Genomic DNA, 18,466 nt, shown 5'->3' with positions numbered 1-18,466 from the left:
CAAGCTATCGGAGACGGGAAACTTGAAGGAGGGTCATTTGGCGATTCGCGATACCCTGCTCCAATTCAGGCGATGGCTTCCCGGCAAGGGTTCGATCAAAGGCTTTGTCGGCGATGAGCCACCGCTGCGCTCGGAGCTCTTCAGCACCGTGCAGATGGAAGAGCACGGCAAGCGCCTGGCCGATGCCCACGCCTTGATGCCCGGACATCCGCCGGATTCTCTGCTCGCTCGCCTGACCGAGAACGAAACCATCCTGATCGGCGTCTGCCGATTACTCATGGCCGCCGTCACGGAGAACCGTCGGATCGCGCCGGCCGGCGAATGGCTCCTCGACAATTTTTATCTGATCGAAGATCAGATCCGCACCGCAAAGCGACATCTTCCTAAGGGCTACAGCCGGCAACTGCCGCGCCTGCTCCAGGGACCATCCGCCGGACTGCCGCGCGTCTATGACCTCGCGCTTGAGATCATCGCCCATGGCGATGGTCGGGTAGATCCGGAGAACCTCAACCGTTTCGTCGCGGCCTATCAGACGGTCGCCACCCTGCGGCTGGGCGAATTGTGGGCCATCCCGATCATGCTGCGACTGGCGCTAATCGAGAATTTGCGCCGTGTCGCGGTCCTCATCGCCGCCAGCCGAACCGACCAGAACATGGCCGATGGCTGGGCCGATCGGATGATGGCGATGGTCGAGCAGGACCCCAAAAATCTGATCCTGGTGATCGCCGACATGGCGCGCCCGACCCCGCCCCTGTCGAGCGCCTTTGTCGCGGAGTTGGCGCGTCGACTGCAGGGGCAGAGCTCCGCCTTGGCCCTGCCGCTGACCTGGATCGAGCATCATCTCGCCGAGTCGGGCCTGACCATCGAGCAGTTGGTGCAGGTCGAGAACCAGCAACAGGCCGCCGACCAGGTCTCTATCGGCAATAGCATCGGCAGTCTGCGTTTCCTCGGGGCGACGGACTGGCGCGAGTTTGTGGAATCCATGAGCCTGGTCGAGCAGACCTTGCGCGAGGATCCGGGCGGGATTTACGGCCGGATGGATTTTGCCACCCGCGACCGTTATCGCCACGTCGTGGAGAAGGTCGCGAAGAACAGCCCCCTGTCCGAGGCGGATGTGGCGCGCCGGGCGGTCGAGCTGGCGCGCGAAGGCGCGGTCGGGAACGACGCCGGCGAGCGCGCGGCGCATGTGGGGTTTTATCTGATCGATCGCGGATTGCCGCGACTGGAGCACCGGGCGCGGGCCCGCCTCTGTAGCCTGGAGTCGCTGCAGCGACGGGGTCGGCGGTTTCCCTTGTTCCTCTATCTGGGCGCGATCCTCCTGTTGACGGTGTTCTTCACCGGGGCGCTGCTGGCGCAGCCCGACAGCCTGTCGAATTGGCTACTACTGCTCCTGGCGGTGCCCGCCGTGCTGGGCACCAGTCAGCTCGCGGTGGCGCTGGTGAACTGGCTGGCCACCTTGCTCGCGACACCCTATCCGCTGCCGAGCCTGGATTTTTCCGACGGCATTCCGTCGGAATCGCGCACCCTGGTGGTGACCCCGACCATGCTCACCGGCGCGGTGGACATCGAGGCGCGGCTCGAGGGGCTGGAGGTCCGGTTCCTGGCTAATCGGGACGACAGCCTGCTCTTTGGACTCCTGACCGATTTTCGCGATGCACCGGCGCAGACGCAGCCCGAAGACGAGCCACTGCTCCGGCTGGCCGTCCAAGGGATTGAGGCCCTGAACGAGAAATACCCACGCGACGGCGGCGATTGCTTTTTCCTCTTCCACCGCCCGCGTCGATGGAATCCGCAAGAACGGATCTGGATGGGTTACGAGCGCAAACGCGGCAAGCTCGCCGATCTTAACTCCCTGTTGCGCGGCGGGGCCGCCGATCGCTTCGCGACGATCGTAGGCGAGACGAGGATCCTGCTTGGTGTGCGCTACGTCATTACTCTGGACACCGACACCCAACTCCCGCGCGATGCGGCCCGGGAGCTGGTCGGGACCCTGGCACACCCGCTCAATCGGGCACACTACGACCGCGATCGGCAGTTGGTCTCGGAGGGCTACGGTATTCTGCAGCCGCGGGTGGCCGTCAGTCTGCCCGGCGCCAACCAATCGCGGTATGCGCGGCTGCACGGGGACGACGCCGGCATCGATCCCTATACCCACGCCGTCTCCGATGTCTATCAGGATTGGTTCGAAGAAGGCTCCTTCATCGGCAAGGGCATCTACGATGTCGATGTCTTCGAGCAGGCGTTCGAAGGCCGGTTTCCGGAAAATCGCATCCTTAGCCATGACCTGCTGGAAGGCTGCCATGCACGGTCGGGGTTGGTCTCCGATGTGCAGGTGTACGAAGACTATCCCGCGAGTTACAGCGCGGACGTGAGCCGACGCCACCGCTGGATTCGCGGCGACTGGCAAATCGCGTGCTGGCTGTTGCCGCGCGTTCCCGGTCTCGACGGACGCCCGCGGCAGAACCCGCTTTCGGCGCTGTCGCGCTGGAAGCTGGCCGATAATCTGCGGCGTAGTCTCGTGCCGGCGGCCCTGACTCTGCTGTTCGTGCTGGGCTGGACGCTCACGGCGTCCCCTGGGCTATGGACCCTGGCGGTGCTCGGCATCTCCCTGATTCCGTCATTGCTGACCGCACTCCTGAACGGCCTGCAAAAGCCGGGCGACGTGCGCTGGCGTGATCACCTTGCCGCCGCGCTCCGCACGGCGGTCCGGCAGTTGGCCCAGGCGCTTTTCACCGTCGCCTGTCTCCCTTACGAGGGGTACTTCAGCCTGGATGCCACGGTCCGCACCCTCTGGCGGATGCGGGTCAGCCATCGACACCTGCTGGAATGGACCTCGTCGGGCGACCTGGATCGCTCGCGTCGGGGCATCGTCACCGTTCACAGGGCGATGTGGATTGCACCCCTGCTGGCCCTGGTCACGACTTCGGCACTGGCCTGGCTCAACCCGGCCCTGCTGATCGTCGCGGGGCCGATCCTGTTGCTCTGGCTGACCGCGCCCACCATTGCCTGGTGGATCAGTCGCCCCTTGACGCGTCGCGAGGCCCGCCTGACGATCGACCAAGTGCGCTTTCTCCGCAACCTGTCTCGCAAGACCTGGGCCTTCTTCGAGCGGTTCGTCGGGCCGGAGGACCATTGGCTGCCGCCGGACAACTATCAGGAGCATCCCGTGGCCGTGGTCGCGCATCGCACCTCGCCGACCAATATGGGGATGTCGCTGCTGGCGAATCTGGCCGCTTATGATTTCGGCTATCTGCCGGTCTCAGGACTGATCGAGCGCACGACTAACACGCTGGACACGATGGCTGGCATGGAGCGCTATCGCGGCCATTTCTTTAATTGGTACGACACCCAGACACTCAAGCCGCTCGCCCCGCTCTATATCTCGTCGGTGGACAGCGGCAACCTCGCGGGTCATCTGCTGACCTTGCAGCCTGGTCTGCTCGCACTGATCGACGCCCCCGTTCTCAACCCTCGCTGGCTGGAGGGAATCGAGGACAGCTTCGAGATTCTGGCGGACACGCTCGAAGCCGGTCCCGAACCGCATCGCAATGACGTCCCGCACCCAGCGCTCATGCCATTGCGGCAGATCCTGAAGTCGGCCTCGCAGTCGCCGCCCGCCACGCTGGCGACGGCTCGTCAGTATCTCGCGTCATTAGCAACGGCAGCCGAGGCTGCGGCGCAGGCGTTGGATGCGCACACCGAGGGCGCCGCGAACGAATGGGCATGGGCGTTGGACCGTCAATGCCGCGCCCTCCTGAACGATCTGCTGTTGCTTGCGCCCTCGCTGGCGACCCCAGTGTCGGTCGGAGCGGAAGGGTCTCACGATCTGTCCCTGACGCTCCGGCAGCTCGCCAGGCTCGAAGCGGACCGGGATGCAGACGGTGCAGCCCGCGAGCGGATCGCCGCGCTCGAACACCTGGCCCTCCAAGCCGGCGAGCTGGCCCAGGCCGACTATGACTTCCTGTACGACCCGTCGCGTCATCTGTTGGCGATCGGCTATAACGTCGGCGAGCGGCGGCAGGATGCGAGCTTCTACGACCTGCTGGCCTCGGAAGCGCGGCTGGGCAGTTTCGTGGCGATAGCGCAGGGCCATCTGCCGCAGGAGAGCTGGTTTGCCTTGGGCCGCCTGCTGACCGTCGCTGCCGGCGAGTCGACGCTCCTGTCGTGGAGCGGCTCCATGTTCGAATACCTGATGCCGCTGCTGGTGATGCCAACCTACGACAACACCCTGCTCGACCGGACTTATCGGACGGCGGTGGCCCGACAGATCGAGTACGGCACACTGCGCGGTGTCCCCTGGGGCGTGTCCGAATCCGGTTACAACACGGTCGATCTCCATCTGAACTATCAGTACCGCGCCTTCGGCGTGCCCGGCCTGGGTCTCAAACGCGGGCTGGCCGAGGATCTGGTCATTGCACCCTATGCCTCCGCGCTCGCGCTGATGGTGGCGCCCGAGGCGGCGTGCCGGAATCTCCAGCGGCTCACCGCGAGCGGTTTCGAAGGCCGCTACGGCTTTTACGAGGCGATCGACTACACGCCGTCCCGGCTCCCCCGCGGGCAGACGAGCGCCGTGGTGCGCTCCTTCATGGCCCATCACCAGGGCATGAGTTTTCTGTCGCTCGCCTATCTGCTTCTGGACCGTCCGATGCAGCGACGCTTTATGGCGGCACCGATGTTTCAGGCGACCGCTCTGCTGCTGCAGGAGCGCATCCCCAAGACACCCTCCTTCTATCTGCACGCGACCGGCGAGCCCACCGACATCCGCGCCACCTCCAGCAGTCAGGATGCGGAGATGCGCGTGTTCACCAGCCCCAATACGCCAATCCCCGAGGTGAAGCTGTTGTCGAATAGCCGCTACCACGTGATGGTCACCAACGCGGGCGGCGGCTACAGTCGCTGGAAGGATCTGGCCGTCACTCGCTGGTACGAAGACACCACCCGCGACCACTGGGGTACCTTTTGCTACGTGCGCGACCTGGCGAGCGGCGACTTCTGGTCGACCGCCTATCAGCCGACGCTCAAACAGCCGGACAGCTACGAGGCCATCTTCTCGGAGGGTCGCGCCGAGTTTCGCCGTCGCGATCAGGGGATCGAGTCCTATACCGAGATCGCCGTCTCGCCGGAAGACGACATCGAGCTGCGCCGGGTGCGCATCACCAACCGCTCGCGCAACCGCCGGGTCATCGAGGTCACCAGTTACGCCGAGGTCGTGCTCGCCCCGCCCGCCGCGGATGCGGCGCATCCGGCCTTCAGCAACCTCTTCGTGCAGACCGAGCTGCTCGACCCGCAACCGGCGATCCTCTGCACCCGCCGGCCACGCTCGCGGGAGGAGTCCTCGCCCTGGATGTTTCACCTGATGGTGGTGCGCGGGGCCGACTGCGGCGCGCCCTCCTATGAAACGGACCGGATGCGCTTCATCGGGCGCGACCGCACCGTCGCCGATCCGCAGGCGATGCACGGGTTTGAGGCCCTCTCGGGCAGCGCGGGCTCGGTGCTGGATCCCGTGGCCGTGATCCGCTATGCCATCACCCTGGATCTGGATCAATTCGTTACCATCGATCGGGTCACCGGCATCGGCGACAGTCGCGAGGTCGCCATGAGCCTGGTCGAGAAATACCGGGATCAGCGCCTCGCCGATCGCGTCTTCGATCTGGCCTGGACCCACAGCCAGGTGGTGCTGCGCCAGATCAATGCCAGCCAGTCCGACGTGCAGCTCTATGGACGCCTGGCCAGCTCGATCCTCTATGCCAATGCCTCGCTGCGCGCCAAGCCGAGCGTGCTCGCTCAAAATCGGCGCGGACAATCCGGGCTCTGGAGCCATGCGGTCTCTGGCGATGTCCCGCTGGTGCTGGTGCAGATCGGCGACCCGGAGAACATCGAGCTGGTCCATCAGTTGGTACAGGCGCATGCCTATTGGCGCCTGAAGGGATTGACGGTGGATCTGGTGATCTGGAACGAGGATCGCGCCGGTTACCGCCAGCAGCTCCAGGATCGGATCCTGGGTTTGATCGCCGCGGGCGCCGAGGCGCATGTGATCGACCGACCCGGCGGCATCTTCGTCCGCCCGGCCGATCAGATCTCCAACGAGGACCGCATCCTCTTCCAGACCGTGGCACGGGTCATCCTCAGTGATACACGGGGTAATCTGGTCGAACAGCTCGGTCGGCGCGCTCCGCCGCAAGCGCCTGTCCCGCTCCTACGCCCAACCCGCAGCCGTTTTGCGGGATGGAGTCGCGGCGTCGAGCCCAAATCGGCCGGCGACGCGGAGCCGGACGGTCCCGCGCAGCGCCTCTTCGACAACGGGCTGGGCGGCTTCACCCCCGACGGGCGCGAATACCTCATCACGACCGCGCCCGGCCGGACGACACCCGCACCCTGGGTCAATGTCCTGGCAAACGCGCACTTCGGGACGGTCGTCTCGGCGAGCGGCATGGCCTATACCTGGAGCGAGAATGCCCACGCGTTCCGCCTCACGCCCTGGCACAACGACCCGGTCAGCGACGCGAGCGGCGAGGCCTTCTATCTGCGCGACGAGGAGAGCGGTCACCTCTGGTCACCCACGCCGCTGCCCGTCGGCGGTGCGTCGGAATACGTCAGCCGGCACGGCTTCGGCTACAGCGTCTTCGAGCACACCGAGGATGGCATCGCCTCGGAGTTGTGGGTCTACGTCGCGGTGGACGCATCGATCAAGTTCTCGGTGCTCAAGCTGCGCAATCGGTCAAATCAGGCGCGCCGGCTGTCCGCGACCGGCTATGTGGAGTGGGTGCTCGGGGATCTGCGTCCCAAGTCGGCCCTGCACGTCATCACCGAGATCGATCCGATCAGCGGCGCGCTCTTCGCGCATAACCCCTACAACACCGAATTTGCCGACCGCCGCGCCTTTTTCGACGTGGACGATCCTACCCGGACCGTCAGCGGCGACCGGACTGAATTCATCGGGCGCAACGGAACCCTCGGGGCACCGGCCGCGCTGACGCGGTTGCGGCTTTCCGGAAAGGTTGGTGCCGGTCTGGATGCCTGCGCCGCGCTCCAGGTGAGCGTCGATCTGGCCGCCGGGCAAACCCATGAAATCGTCTTCCGGCTGGGCGTGGCCGGTCGGCGTGGTGCCGATGATGCCGGCACACTGGTGAATCGCTACCGCGGGGCGTCCGCCGCCCGCTCCGCGCTGGAGGCGATCCAGGCGCAGTGGACGCATACCCTGGGCGCCGTGCAGGTGGACACCCCGGACCCCGCGCTCGACGTCCTGGCCAACGGCTGGCTCCTCTATCAAACTCTGGCCTGCCGCCTGTGGGCGCGCAGCGGTTACTACCAGTCGGGCGGCGCCTTCGGATTCCGCGACCAGTTGCAGGACGCGATGGCACTCGTCCATGCCGAGCCCGCACTGCTGCGCGAGCACCTGCTGCTGTGCGCCGGACGTCAGTTTCCGGAAGGCGATGTCCAGCACTGGTGGCATCCGCCCTCGGGCCGTGGGGTACGCACCCGTTGCTCCGACGACTATCTCTGGCTCCCGCTGGCGACCTGCCGCTATGTCCTGGCCACCGGGGATACCGAGGTGCTGGATGAAACGACCCGGTTCCTGGAGGGCCGCCTGGTCAGCGGGCAGGACGACTCCTACTACGATCTCCCGGGTCAGTCCGAGGAATCGGCGAGTCTCTACCAGCACTGCGTACGCGCCATCCTGCACGGCCTGCGATTCGGCGAACATGGACTGCCGCTGATGGGATCCGGCGACTGGAACGACGGCATGAACCTGGTCGGGATCCAGGGCCGGGGCGAGAGCATCTGGCTGGGCTGGTTCCTCTACGAGGTGCTCACACAGTTCTGCGCGGTGGCGCGCCTGCAGGGCGACGAGCCCTTCGTGGAGCGCTGCCTGACAGAGGCCGCCCGGTTGCGCACGAACATCGAGGAGCATGGTTGGGATGGCGGCTGGTACCGGCGCGCCTATTTCGACGACGGTACCCCGCTGGGCTCGGCGAGTCAGGACGAATGCCGGATCGATTCCATCGCGCAAAGCTGGTCGGTGCTCTCCGGGGCCGGCGATCCGGAGCGTGCACGCACGGGGATGGCGGCGCTGGATGCACACCTGGTACGCCGGGATGCCGGGTTGATTCAACTCCTGGATCCGCCCTTCGACACCTCCGATTTGAATCCGGGCTATATCAAGGGGTACGTGCCCGGCGTGCGCGAGAATGGCGGGCAGTACACCCATGCAGCCATCTGGGCAACGATGGCGTTCGCGCGCCTGGGCGATGCGGCGAAGGCCTGGGAGCTTTTCTCCATGATTAACCCGATCAACCACGGGCGCTCGCCCGAGGACATCGCAACCTACAAGGTCGAGCCCTATGTCATCACAGCCGATGTCTATGGCGTCGTGCCGCATATCGGGCGCGGCGGCTGGAGCTGGTATACCGGCTCGGCGAGTTGGATGTATCGGCTGATCCTGGAATCCCTGCTGGGGCTGCGGCTCGAGGACGATACCCTGTATGTCGTGCCCTGCCTACCCGCCGATTGGGCCGGGTTCAAGTTGCGTTACCGTTATCGGGAGACGCTCTACCGGATCGCCGTGACCCAAGTGGCCGGCGGAGAAGGCGGGACGCGGGTGACGGTGGATGGAGTCGAGCGAAACGACTCTAAGGTCCCGCTAGTGGATGACCGCCGCGAACATACCGTCGAGGTCAGGCTGTCCGTATCGAAATCATGTTCAATTCGGAAAGGTGACTAAGGCGAAGGGTCGGTAAAGGATGGTGCTCGGGCAGACACTCCACAAGTCTGGCGGCAAGTTGCGTTACGTCTTTTTCCCGACCACCGCCATCGGGTCCCTCCTGTATGTTATCCCACTTCATACACCATGGGCGCCGAGGGCCCGGGCGGCGACGTACGGGTACTGAACAACCTGGCGCCGGTTGCTTCCAGGAGTCGATCCGCCGCGCCGAGCAGAATCTCTAGGCGCTGGCGCGGCAGTTGGTGGGTGACCGGGACCCGTATGCCCACCAGTTCTCGGTCCCATTGCGGGGCTTCGACCCGACCAAGTCCGGCGCCAAGACGGATCGAGTTCCATCAGGGTGGCCAAGACGCCCTGCTCAAGGCGCCGAGGCGTTAGCGTAATGAAGTAGCGGCCCCTAGTATAATGATTTAATGAGTATTTTCCTGATCGCTCCGATCCGGGTCCCGACAGCCTTGGTACGGGCGACTTAGACCTGACGACCCGAGATACCCAGGCACTCTCCAGCAGGGTGGTGGCGCGCGGCAGGATGGCCTCCCGGCGGCGGAGGCGCTGGATACGGCTTTGGTAGGGGGCGTCATGGGGGCAGCTCTGGTTGGCTCGCGCGGGACCTTGCGGCGAGTCTTGCTGGGGTGTTATCGTCCGCCAAACGGTTGGAATTCCGTCCCCTTACCCCTCCCTCCCTGCCTCACCACTCACCCAGCACGCGCTGTGGAGGACTCGATGACCGCCAGCCCCCAAGCCCACCTTGGCCACTTTGCGGCCGCCACCCTCTTGGCCCTGGCCGCCATCCTGACGGTACCCGCGGCCCTGGCCGCCGCCATCGACCTTGACGAGGTCAAGGACGCCGGCGTCCTGCGCCACCTGGGCATCCCCTACGCCAACTTCGTCACCGGTGCCGGCGATGGCATGGACGTGGAGTTGATGCAGCGCTTCGCCAAGCGCATCGGGGTACGTTACGAATATGTCAAAACCGACTGGCCGCTGGCCTTCGGCGACCTCACCGGTAAGGAGATCAAGGCCCATGGGAACGAGTTCGAGGTACTGGCCGAGGTCCCCATCAAAGGTGATGTGCTGGCCAACGGCGTGACCATTATCCCCTGGCGACAACAGGCCGTGCTCTTCGGCGGCGTGACCTTCCCCAACCAGGTGTGGCTGGTGTCGCGGGCCGACTCCGCGATCTCGCCCATCCGCCCCACCCGGTCCCTGGCGGACGACATCCTCGCCACCAAGTCAGTGCTCAAGGACAAGTCTCTGATGGGCAAGGTCGATACTTGCCTGGACCCGCGCCTTTACGACATCGAGAAGACCGGCGCCAAGATCTCTCTGTTCGAGGGCGGCCTTAACGAGTTGGCCCCGGCCATGATCGCCAACAAGTCCGAACTCACCCTGCTCGATGTCCCCGACGCCTTGGTCGCCCTTCAGAAATGGCCTGGGGAGATCAAGATCATAGGCCCGGTGAGCGAGGAGCAGGACATGGCCCCGGCCTTCCGCCGGGACTCACCAAAGCTGCGCGACGAGTTCAACAAGATGCTCGCCGAAATGCGCGCCGATGGCAGCTTCGCTGAACTGGTCAACAAGTACTACCCCTTTGTCTGCGACTACTTCCCGAACTTCCTCCCAGTCAAGCAATAACTCCCCCGGCTGCCCTGGACCGACACCACCCCGACCCGGTGGCGACCGCGGCACAACCCAGCACCCCCCCGGGGCCCAGCCAGGTGCGATCCCCGGCCATTCAAGGCTCGCGCGGGGCCCCTCCGGACCGTGACAGACCAGCCCCCATGAGATCGAACCTCAGGCCATGACCGACAAACCCACTGCCAAGCTGTCGCAAAAGCATGCCGTCGCTACGGTTCTTTCGGGGATTGCCCTGCTGGGCTATGTCACCTTCCTGCTCTACAGCAACTTCCAGGCCACCGCCCGATTGCAGGACCTGTTGCGCGACAAGGTCCATCAGGAGACCGAGCGGCGCGCCGGAGCCCTGGAGTACTTCTTCGCCGAGCGGCGTGACGACCTGCAAAACCTCGCCCTGGCCCCGCCACTCTTTGTCTATTTCGACAATAAGGCCAAGGACATCGGCATTACCGAGAAGGCGGACAAGCGTTACGTCCATATTAGCTTCGAAAATCTGATCAAACGTAAACAGATCGACGGCAGACCCATCTACCGCCGCATCCTGCTCATCGACGCCAATGGCGACACCGTGGCGGATACCCTGGCGGATACCCTGGCGGACGCCGAGGACCCAGACCCGCGCCAGTTCAAGAGCTTTCTCGACCCCCACCTGCGCCAAGGCGCGATCCTGACCCAGGACGGGGGGCGGGCCCTGCTGGTCTCCAGCGCCTACTACCTCAAGGAGCAGTACGCCGGTCAGATCCTGGCCTGGCTAAACCCCCAGGACCTCTACCGCGCCATGCTCACCCATGGCGATGCGACCGAGGCCTTCGCGCCCCTGCTGGTGAGCGCCACCGCCGCGGGCCTCGAACCGGTGGGGAGGGCACCGAACCCCCTGCTGGAAGGCCTGCGCATCCCGTCTGGCCCACCCCCCCGCGAGGCCCTGCACTATACCGCCCAGCGGCCCAACGGCCCGGTCCCCATGCTGGCCTCGGTCGCCCCGGTGGAGGGGACCCCTTTGCACCTGGTGGAGATCGCGCCGGTATCGCAGGTGGAGGGTAACCTCCAGCCCTGGCAACAGATGCTCGGCCTGGGTTTGTTGGCGGCCCTGGTCCTGGGGGGGTTGGTGATGGTCTTTCAGCTCAATCTGCATGCCGCCGCCCTGGAGGCCCACCTCACCGAATCGGCGCGCCGCGAACAGGAGGTCCAGGATAAGAACCGCGCCCTGGAGAAAGAGATCGCCGAGCGCCTGCGCGCCGAGGCGGCCCTGGCCAAGGGGGAACGGGAGTTCCGCGCCATCGCCAATTTCACCTACGACTGGGAGAACTGGACTGACCCTCAGGGCCGACTGCTGTGGGTCAATCCGGCGGTGGAGCGCCTCACCGGCTACCGGGTGGAAGAGTGCCTGCACATGCAGGAATACCCGCTGCCCATGGTCTACCCGGAGGACCGCCCGATACTGCGCGAGGCCCTGAAGAGCTATAGCGTCAGCCAGGGCAGCGACCTGGAGTTCCGCCTGGTCCACAAGCACGGCGAGATTCTGTGGGTGGCCCTGTCCTGGCAGCCCATCTACGACACCGACGGGACCTGCCTGGGCCAGCGCTCCAGCATCCGCGATGTCAGCGAGCGCCGGCGCGCCACGGAGGCCGTGGTGGCGGCCAAGGAGGCCGCGGAGGCGGCCAACCAGGCCAAGAGCGAGTTCCTGGCCAGCATGAGCCACGAGATCCGCACCCCCATGAACGGGGTCATCGGCATGACCGGGCTGCTCCTAGACACGGCCCTGGACGAGGAGCAGCGCGAGTTTGTGGAGATCATCCGCAGTTCCAGCGATGCCCTGCTCACCGTTATCAACGACATCCTCGACTACTCCAAGATCGAGGCCAACAAGGTGGTACTGGAGGTCGCCGGTTTCGACTTGCGCACCACCGTGGAGGACGTGGCCGACATCCTGGCCCAGCGCGCCTACGAAAAGGGCCTGCAGTTCACCTGCCTGCTGCCCCGCGAGATCCCCGTACGTCTGCGCGGCGACTCCGGGCGACTGCGCCAGATCCTGGTCAACCTCACGGGCAATGCCATCAAGTTCACCGAACGCGGCGAGGTGGCCATCGAGATCAAGCGGGTCGACGAGGGGTCCGACCCCGGGCACTGCGACTTGCTGTTCCGGGTCATCGACACGGGCATCGGCATTCCCGAGGCGCACCGCAACCGCCTGTTCCGCTCCTTCTCTCAAGTGGATGCCTCCACCACCAAGCGCTACGGCGGCACCGGCTTGGGCCTGGCCATCTCCAAGCGCCTCACCGAGATGATGGGCGGGTCCATCGGGGTGGACTCCACCCCGGGCAAGGGGTCCACCTTCTGGTTCGCCCTGCCCTTCAAAGTTGACGCCACGGTCAAGCCCCTCGACCCTGGCAGCAAGCTCCTGGTCGGCAAGCACGTCCTGGTGGTGGACGACAACGCCACCAACCTGCGCGTCTTCCGCGAGTACCTGGGGGCCTACGAATGTGTGGTCCACCAGGCCGACAATGCAGACCAGGCGCTCCTGCGCCTCAAGGAGGCTGTCGCCGATCAGCACCCGGTGGAGATCGTCATCCTGGACATGATGATGCCCGACACCGACGGCCTGACGCTCGGCAAGACCATCCTGGCCAACGACGAATTCGGTGCGCCCAAGCTCATCATGCTCTCCTCGCGCAACCAGATCGGCGACGCCGCGGCCCTGGAGCACGCCGGTTTCGCCGCCTTTCTGCCCAAGCCGGTCAAAAGCAATGCCCTGCAGCGCACCCTGCTGCGCCTGTTCGAGGAACGCACCCCGCCGCGCAACCGCCACCGCACCCAGCCGCGCCAGCCGGCGGTCGCCGACGGACACGCCTCCGGGCGGCCCTTCCGCATCCTGGTGGCCGAGGACAATGTCACCAACCAGATAGTCGCCCTGGCCATACTCTGGCAGCTCGGCTACCGTGCGGATGCGGTGAGTAACGGCCAGGAGGCCCTCGACGCCCTCTATTCCGTACCCTACGACCTGGTGCTGATGGACGTACAGATGCCGGAAATGGATGGCCTGGAGGCGACCCGCCTGTACCGCCTCCACGAAGCCGGCACCGGCAAGCACAAGCCCATCATCGCCATGACCGCCTTCGCCACGGCGGACGACCGGAAACGTTGCCTGGGGGCGGGCATGGACGACTTCCTGACCAAACCCGTGCAGCGTCAGCTTCTGGCCGCCACCCTGGCGTATCACCTGAAGGACGCCGCGGCGGACGCGGACGGGAAAGTGGACCCGCCGGAGATTGCCGCCCCACCCGAGCGGGTTTTCCGCATCGAGGACCTGCTGGAACGCTTGGATAACGACGATGAGCTAGCCGCGGAGATTGCCGAGGTCTACCTGGGCGAGTCGGCGTACCTCCTGACCGAGATCGCCGCGGCCCTGGAACGGGGCGACGCCGAGGCCCTGCGCAACCACGCCCACTCCATCAAGGGCGCCACGGGCAACATCGGCAACGAGCCACTCCATGAGGTCGCCTTCCAGCTCGAGAACAGTGGGCGGGTGGGCAACCTGGCCCGGGGGGCCGAGGTTTTCCCCGAATTCCAGCGTTTGCTGGCGGCCACCAACGCTGTCTTACAGCACTTCCTGGATAGGCGGGCGGCCTGATGCCGGACCAGCCCCGGGGTGACAGGGTATTGATCCCGAGATTTCGCAACGGCGTGGCCAACCCCCTGGTCCCGTGGAGCGCGGTCGCCAGCGACTCCTTCAACCTGAGTTACTTAAACCACGGTGATTATCCGCGCGCCGTTGCGGAACAGCCCCGGGCCGAGACCGCGACCGCTCGGTGGCCGACGAGGCCCGCGCCATGGGGGGGCTCGCCCCGGCAGGCTGAGGTACCCCCGACCCGGGCCGAGCCCTTACCATGATTGATCCAGCGACCAGCCGTTTTCAGGGTATGAACCAGCCGCATCTGACGGCGGCGCTACTGCTGGCCATGTTCACCCTGGGGGCGCTGTTCACCTGGTGGACGGTGGTGCAGGCCGACCGCGCGCTGCGCACCGACCTGCTGCAGCGGCTGCGGGTAGCGGTACAGGCGGTCAATGTTGAGCACCTCCAAGCGCTCACCGGCACGCCGGCGGACCTGGAAAGCCGCGAATATCTGCGCCTCAAGGAACAACTGGCCGCCATTTGCGCCGCCAGCCCGCAATGCCGGTTTGTCTATCTGATGGGTCGCAAGGCGGAGGGTACGGTGTTTTTCTTCGTGGACAGTGAGCCGGCCGGCTCGGAGAGCTATTCCCCCCCCGGGCAGAGCTATGACGAAGTTTCGGCGGTGGCTCACCGCGTGTTCGTGGACCGGGTCGAGGCCGTCGAAGGGCCGGTCACCGACCGGTGGGGCACCTGGGTCTCGGGTTTGATCCCGATCACCGATACGGCGACGGCGCTCTCCGGCCTGGTCACCCCGGACGACGCTCAGGCCCTGGTGCGCAAGGCCGTGGCCTTCTACCGGCAGCAGGGCCGCGAGCGTTTTCTCCAGGAGGCTAACGACCCGCAGGGCGAGTTTCGCCGGAAAAGCCTCTACGTCTTCGCCTACGACCAGGGCATGACCCTGCAGGCCCATCCGGTGAAACCGGAACGGGTGGGCCAGAACCTGCGCGACCAACAGGACGGGTCCGGGGGCAACTCTTTCCGCAAGGAGATACAAGACATCGCTTTGACCAAGGGCCGCGGTTGGGTCGATTACCCATACGAGAATCCGGCGACCCAGAAGATCCAGCCCAAGACCACCTATGTCGAGCGGGTGGATGATCTGATTATCTGCGCCGGGGCCTACAAGGGCAGCGGCGATTTGCTCGCCGTGCTGGGCATGGACATCGATGCCCGCGACTGGCAATGGGAGGTCGCCGCCAGAATAGCCCTGCCCGTGGGCTTGATGCTGATCATTTTCATCGGTGTGATGGTCGCGCTGTCGGCTACCCGGCGCGTCGCCGCCACGCCCAAGCCGGTCCTGGCGCAACTGCTGCCGCCCCTGGCGATCATGGTGGTGGTGTTGATGGCGGGGGCGGGGGCGCTCCTCTGGCGCCAGCATCAGCAACAACTGACCGCGGCCATCGTCAACCGTGCCGCCGAGGTGGCCCACGATCTGCGGATTAGCCTGAACCAGCAGGCCTCCGGCCTGGCCATGGTTACCCAGCTGCTTGCCGTCAATAACGCGGTGCAGCAGGCCCTGCGCGCGGGTGATGCGGACCGCCTCCTGGCCGACTGGCAGCCCCTGTTCGAGACGCTGCACCGGGAGAACCACCTGACGCGTTTCTCCTTCTTCGCCGCCAACCGCGTCTGCCTCCTGCGGATTCACCAGCCGGAGAAACATGGCGACCGGATCGAGCGCTTCACGACGCGGGAAGCCGAACGCACCGGCAAGACCACCTCCGGCATCGAGTTGAGCCCGCTGGGCACCTTCACCCTGCGGGTGGTGCAGCCCGTCTACGCCGACGGGGCGCTGGTCGGCTATGTGGAACTGGGCAAGGAGATCGAGGACGTGCTGCAGGCGATCACCACCGAATCCGGCGCCCATCTGGCCGTGGTGATCCGCAAGGCGCAGCTCGTCCGCCAAACCTGGGAAGAGGGTATGCGGATGCTCGGGCGGGAGGCCCACTGGGACCAACTGCCCGGGAACGTCGTGAGCTACGCCTCCCTCGGCCGCCTGCCCGAGGCCCTCGCCTCCCGGGCGGATGATGTTACCGAGGACCCGGCCCACCCAGACCAACCCGCCCGGGAGATCGCCTGCGACGGGAAGGACTGGCTGGTCTCCTCCACCCCCTTGCGGGACGCCGCCGGCACCGGGATCGGCGAGCTGCTGATCGCGCAAGACGTCGCGACCGCCGAGGCGGCCTTCGCGCGCCTCTTGACGCTGGTCGGCACGGGCGGTGCGGTGCTGCTGACGCTCTTGCTGGGCTTCATCTATGTCCTGCTGCGCCATACCGACGCGGGCATCCGCGCCCAGGAGACGGCCTTGCGCGAGACCAACCTGGATCTCGAGCAAGCCACGGCCCGGGCCAACGCAATGGCGGCGCGGGCCGAGCGGGCCAGCGCCGCCAAGAGCGAGTTCCTGGCCAATATGAGCCATGAGATCCGGACCCCGATGAATGGCGTCATCGGCATGACCGGACTGTTGCTGGATACGGCGTTAAACGCGGAGCAGCGGCGCTACGCGGAGATTGTCCGCACCAGCGGTGAATCCCTGCTGAGCCTGATCAATGCCATCCTCGACTTCTCCAAGATTGAGGCCGGCAAGCTCGACCTGGAGAGGCTGGACTTCGATCTGTCCAATTTATTGGAAGATTTCGCCGCCCACGCTGGCCTTGCGGGCTCACGAGAAGGGGCTGGAGATGCGCTGCGCCGCTGATCCGGGGTGCCCACGCTGCTGCGCGGTGATCCGGGACGGCTGCGCCAGATCCTCAACAACCTGGCGGGTAATGCCGTCAAGTTCACCCCGGCCGGCGAGGTGGCGATCCGCGTCTCGCTGCTGGAAGAGGATGAAGCGCAGGTCGTGCTGCGCTTCTCGGTGCGCGACACGGGCATCGGCATCCCCGCCGACAAGATCGGCCTGCTCTTCGACAAGTTTAGCCAGGTGGATGCCTCGACCACGCGCCAGTACGGCGGTACCGGGCTGGGCCTGGCCATCTCCAGACAACTGGCCAGGCTGATGGGTGGCGAGGCCGGCGTCACCAGTGCGGAGGGCACCGGCTCGGAGTTCTGGTTTACCGTCCGCCTCGGCAAACAGACGGGGGCCCACTTGGCCAGTATGCCGCCCGCCGCATTGCCGGGGGTGCGGGTGCTGATCGTGGAGGATAACGCCACCCACCGCAACATGCTGACCACCCGACTGACCGCGTGGGGCATGCGCCCGCTGGAGGCGGCAGATGGCCCCGGCGCGCTCCAGGCCCTCAATCGGGCGCTGGACGAGCAGGACCCCTGCCAAATAGCCGTGATCGACATGCAGATGCCGGGCATGGATGGCGAAAGCCTGGGCCGAATGATTCAGTCCGATCAGCGGCTGGCCGCCACCCGGATGGTGATGCTGACGTCCTTGGGCCGGCGGGAAGACGCCGGACACTGCCATGAGATCGGTTGTGCGGCCTATCTGACCAAGCCGATTCGGCATCAGGAGCTCAAGGTCGCGCTGGCCCTGGCGCTGACGCATCACCCGGAGGTGGCGCCCACGCCACCTCCCAGCGCCACCCACCCACCGGGCGGTGAGACCTCGCACCGGTTCGCGGGCCGCAAGGCGCGCATTCTGCTGGCCGAGGACAACATCACCAACCAGATGGTGGCCTTGGGCATCCTGAAGCAAATGGGTCTGCGGGCGGATGCCGTGGCCAACGGGCGGAAGCGCTCCAGGCCCTGGAACTGCTGCCCTATGACCTGGTGCTGATGGACGTGCAGATGCCGGTGATGGATGGGATCGAGGCCACGCAACAAATCCGGCGTGATGAATTCATCAGGTGGCAGGCTCAATGCGGCAACCTGCAGGGCGCGGCGGCCGAGGCCGGCCGGGTTCCTGCCTCCTTCACCCTGCCGATTATCGCCATGACCGCCCACGCCCTCCAGGGCGACCGTGAGCGCTGCCTGGAGGCGGGCATGAATGACTACGTGACCAAGCCGGTGGCGCGGCAGGCGCTGGCGGCAGCACTCGGCCAATGGCTGCCCCATGACACGGAGGAACGCACCATCGTGACGGATGACGGCGGCCCCGGCAGTGATGCGGTCAGCGGCCCGGCAACCTAAGTATTCGACCGTGCCGGTATGAGGGGCCCGGCTGATGGGTGATGCGGAACTGGCCCGCAGGGTGGTCGCAAGCCTTCTGGAGGACATCCCGCGGCGGATCACTGCCCTGAAGGACTCTCTGAGGCCGGGGACGCGCCGGGGGCCGAACGCCAGGCCCATACCCTCAGGGGCGCCTCGGCCAACGTGGGCGGTGAGAGCCTGCGGGAGGTGGCTTTCGAGATCGAGAAGGCGGCCAGGGCCGGAGACTTGAGCACCGCCGAGCGATATCTGGCTGAGTTGGAAGCGCAGTTCATACGGTTGCATCAAGTGATGACGGAAGAATCCTGAACTACCACGAACAAGAAATCTCATGATGTCATCGA

4 protein-coding genes and 3 pseudogenes are annotated in these 18,466 nt (G+C 65.8%); all 7 read left to right on the top strand.

Annotated features, from left to right (window positions below):
* Positions 1 to 37: 37 nt before the first annotated feature.
* The 7 genes and pseudogenes from IPN92_13535 (at position 38) to IPN92_13505 (ending at position 18,431) form a co-directional block, all read left to right on the top strand.
* Complete coding sequence (locus tag IPN92_13535) at positions 38 to 8,722, top strand: cyclic beta 1-2 glucan synthetase (GenBank protein MBK8639237.1); 8,685 nt, start codon at positions 38 to 40, stop codon at positions 8,720 to 8,722.
* A gap of 723 nt (positions 8,723 to 9,445) precedes the next feature.
* Positions 9,446 to 10,357 carry a transporter substrate-binding domain-containing protein gene (locus IPN92_13530; GenBank protein MBK8639236.1) on the top strand — a complete coding sequence of 304 codons (912 nt, stop codon included), beginning with the start codon at positions 9,446 to 9,448 and terminating at the stop codon, positions 10,355 to 10,357.
* A 166-nt stretch (positions 10,358 to 10,523) separates the two neighbouring features.
* A complete protein-coding gene (locus IPN92_13525; protein MBK8639235.1) occupies positions 10,524 to 13,985 on the top strand; it encodes a response regulator in 3,462 nt (1,153 codons plus the stop codon).
* Between the two features lie 256 nt (positions 13,986 to 14,241).
* The gene (locus IPN92_13520) at positions 14,242 to 16,722 is read left to right on the top strand and encodes a cache domain-containing protein (GenBank protein MBK8639234.1); all 2,481 of its coding nucleotides are present in this window, start codon (positions 14,242 to 14,244) and stop codon (positions 16,720 to 16,722) included.
* A 6-nt stretch (positions 16,723 to 16,728) separates the two neighbouring features.
* Positions 16,729 to 17,094, top strand: a pseudogene (locus IPN92_13515) (hybrid sensor histidine kinase/response regulator).
* Between the two features lie 294 nt (positions 17,095 to 17,388).
* A pseudogene (locus IPN92_13510) lies at positions 17,389 to 18,104 on the top strand (response regulator).
* 120 nt (positions 18,105 to 18,224) lie between these two features.
* Positions 18,225 to 18,431, top strand: a pseudogene (locus IPN92_13505) (Hpt domain-containing protein).
* The last annotated feature ends 35 nt before the right edge of the window (positions 18,432 to 18,466 follow it).

It is taken from the genome of Chromatiaceae bacterium, from assembly GCA_016714645.1.
In the GTDB taxonomy this organism is placed as follows: Bacteria; Pseudomonadota; Gammaproteobacteria; order Chromatiales; family Chromatiaceae; genus M0108.
This window is presented reverse-complemented; position numbering and strand designations above follow the sequence as displayed.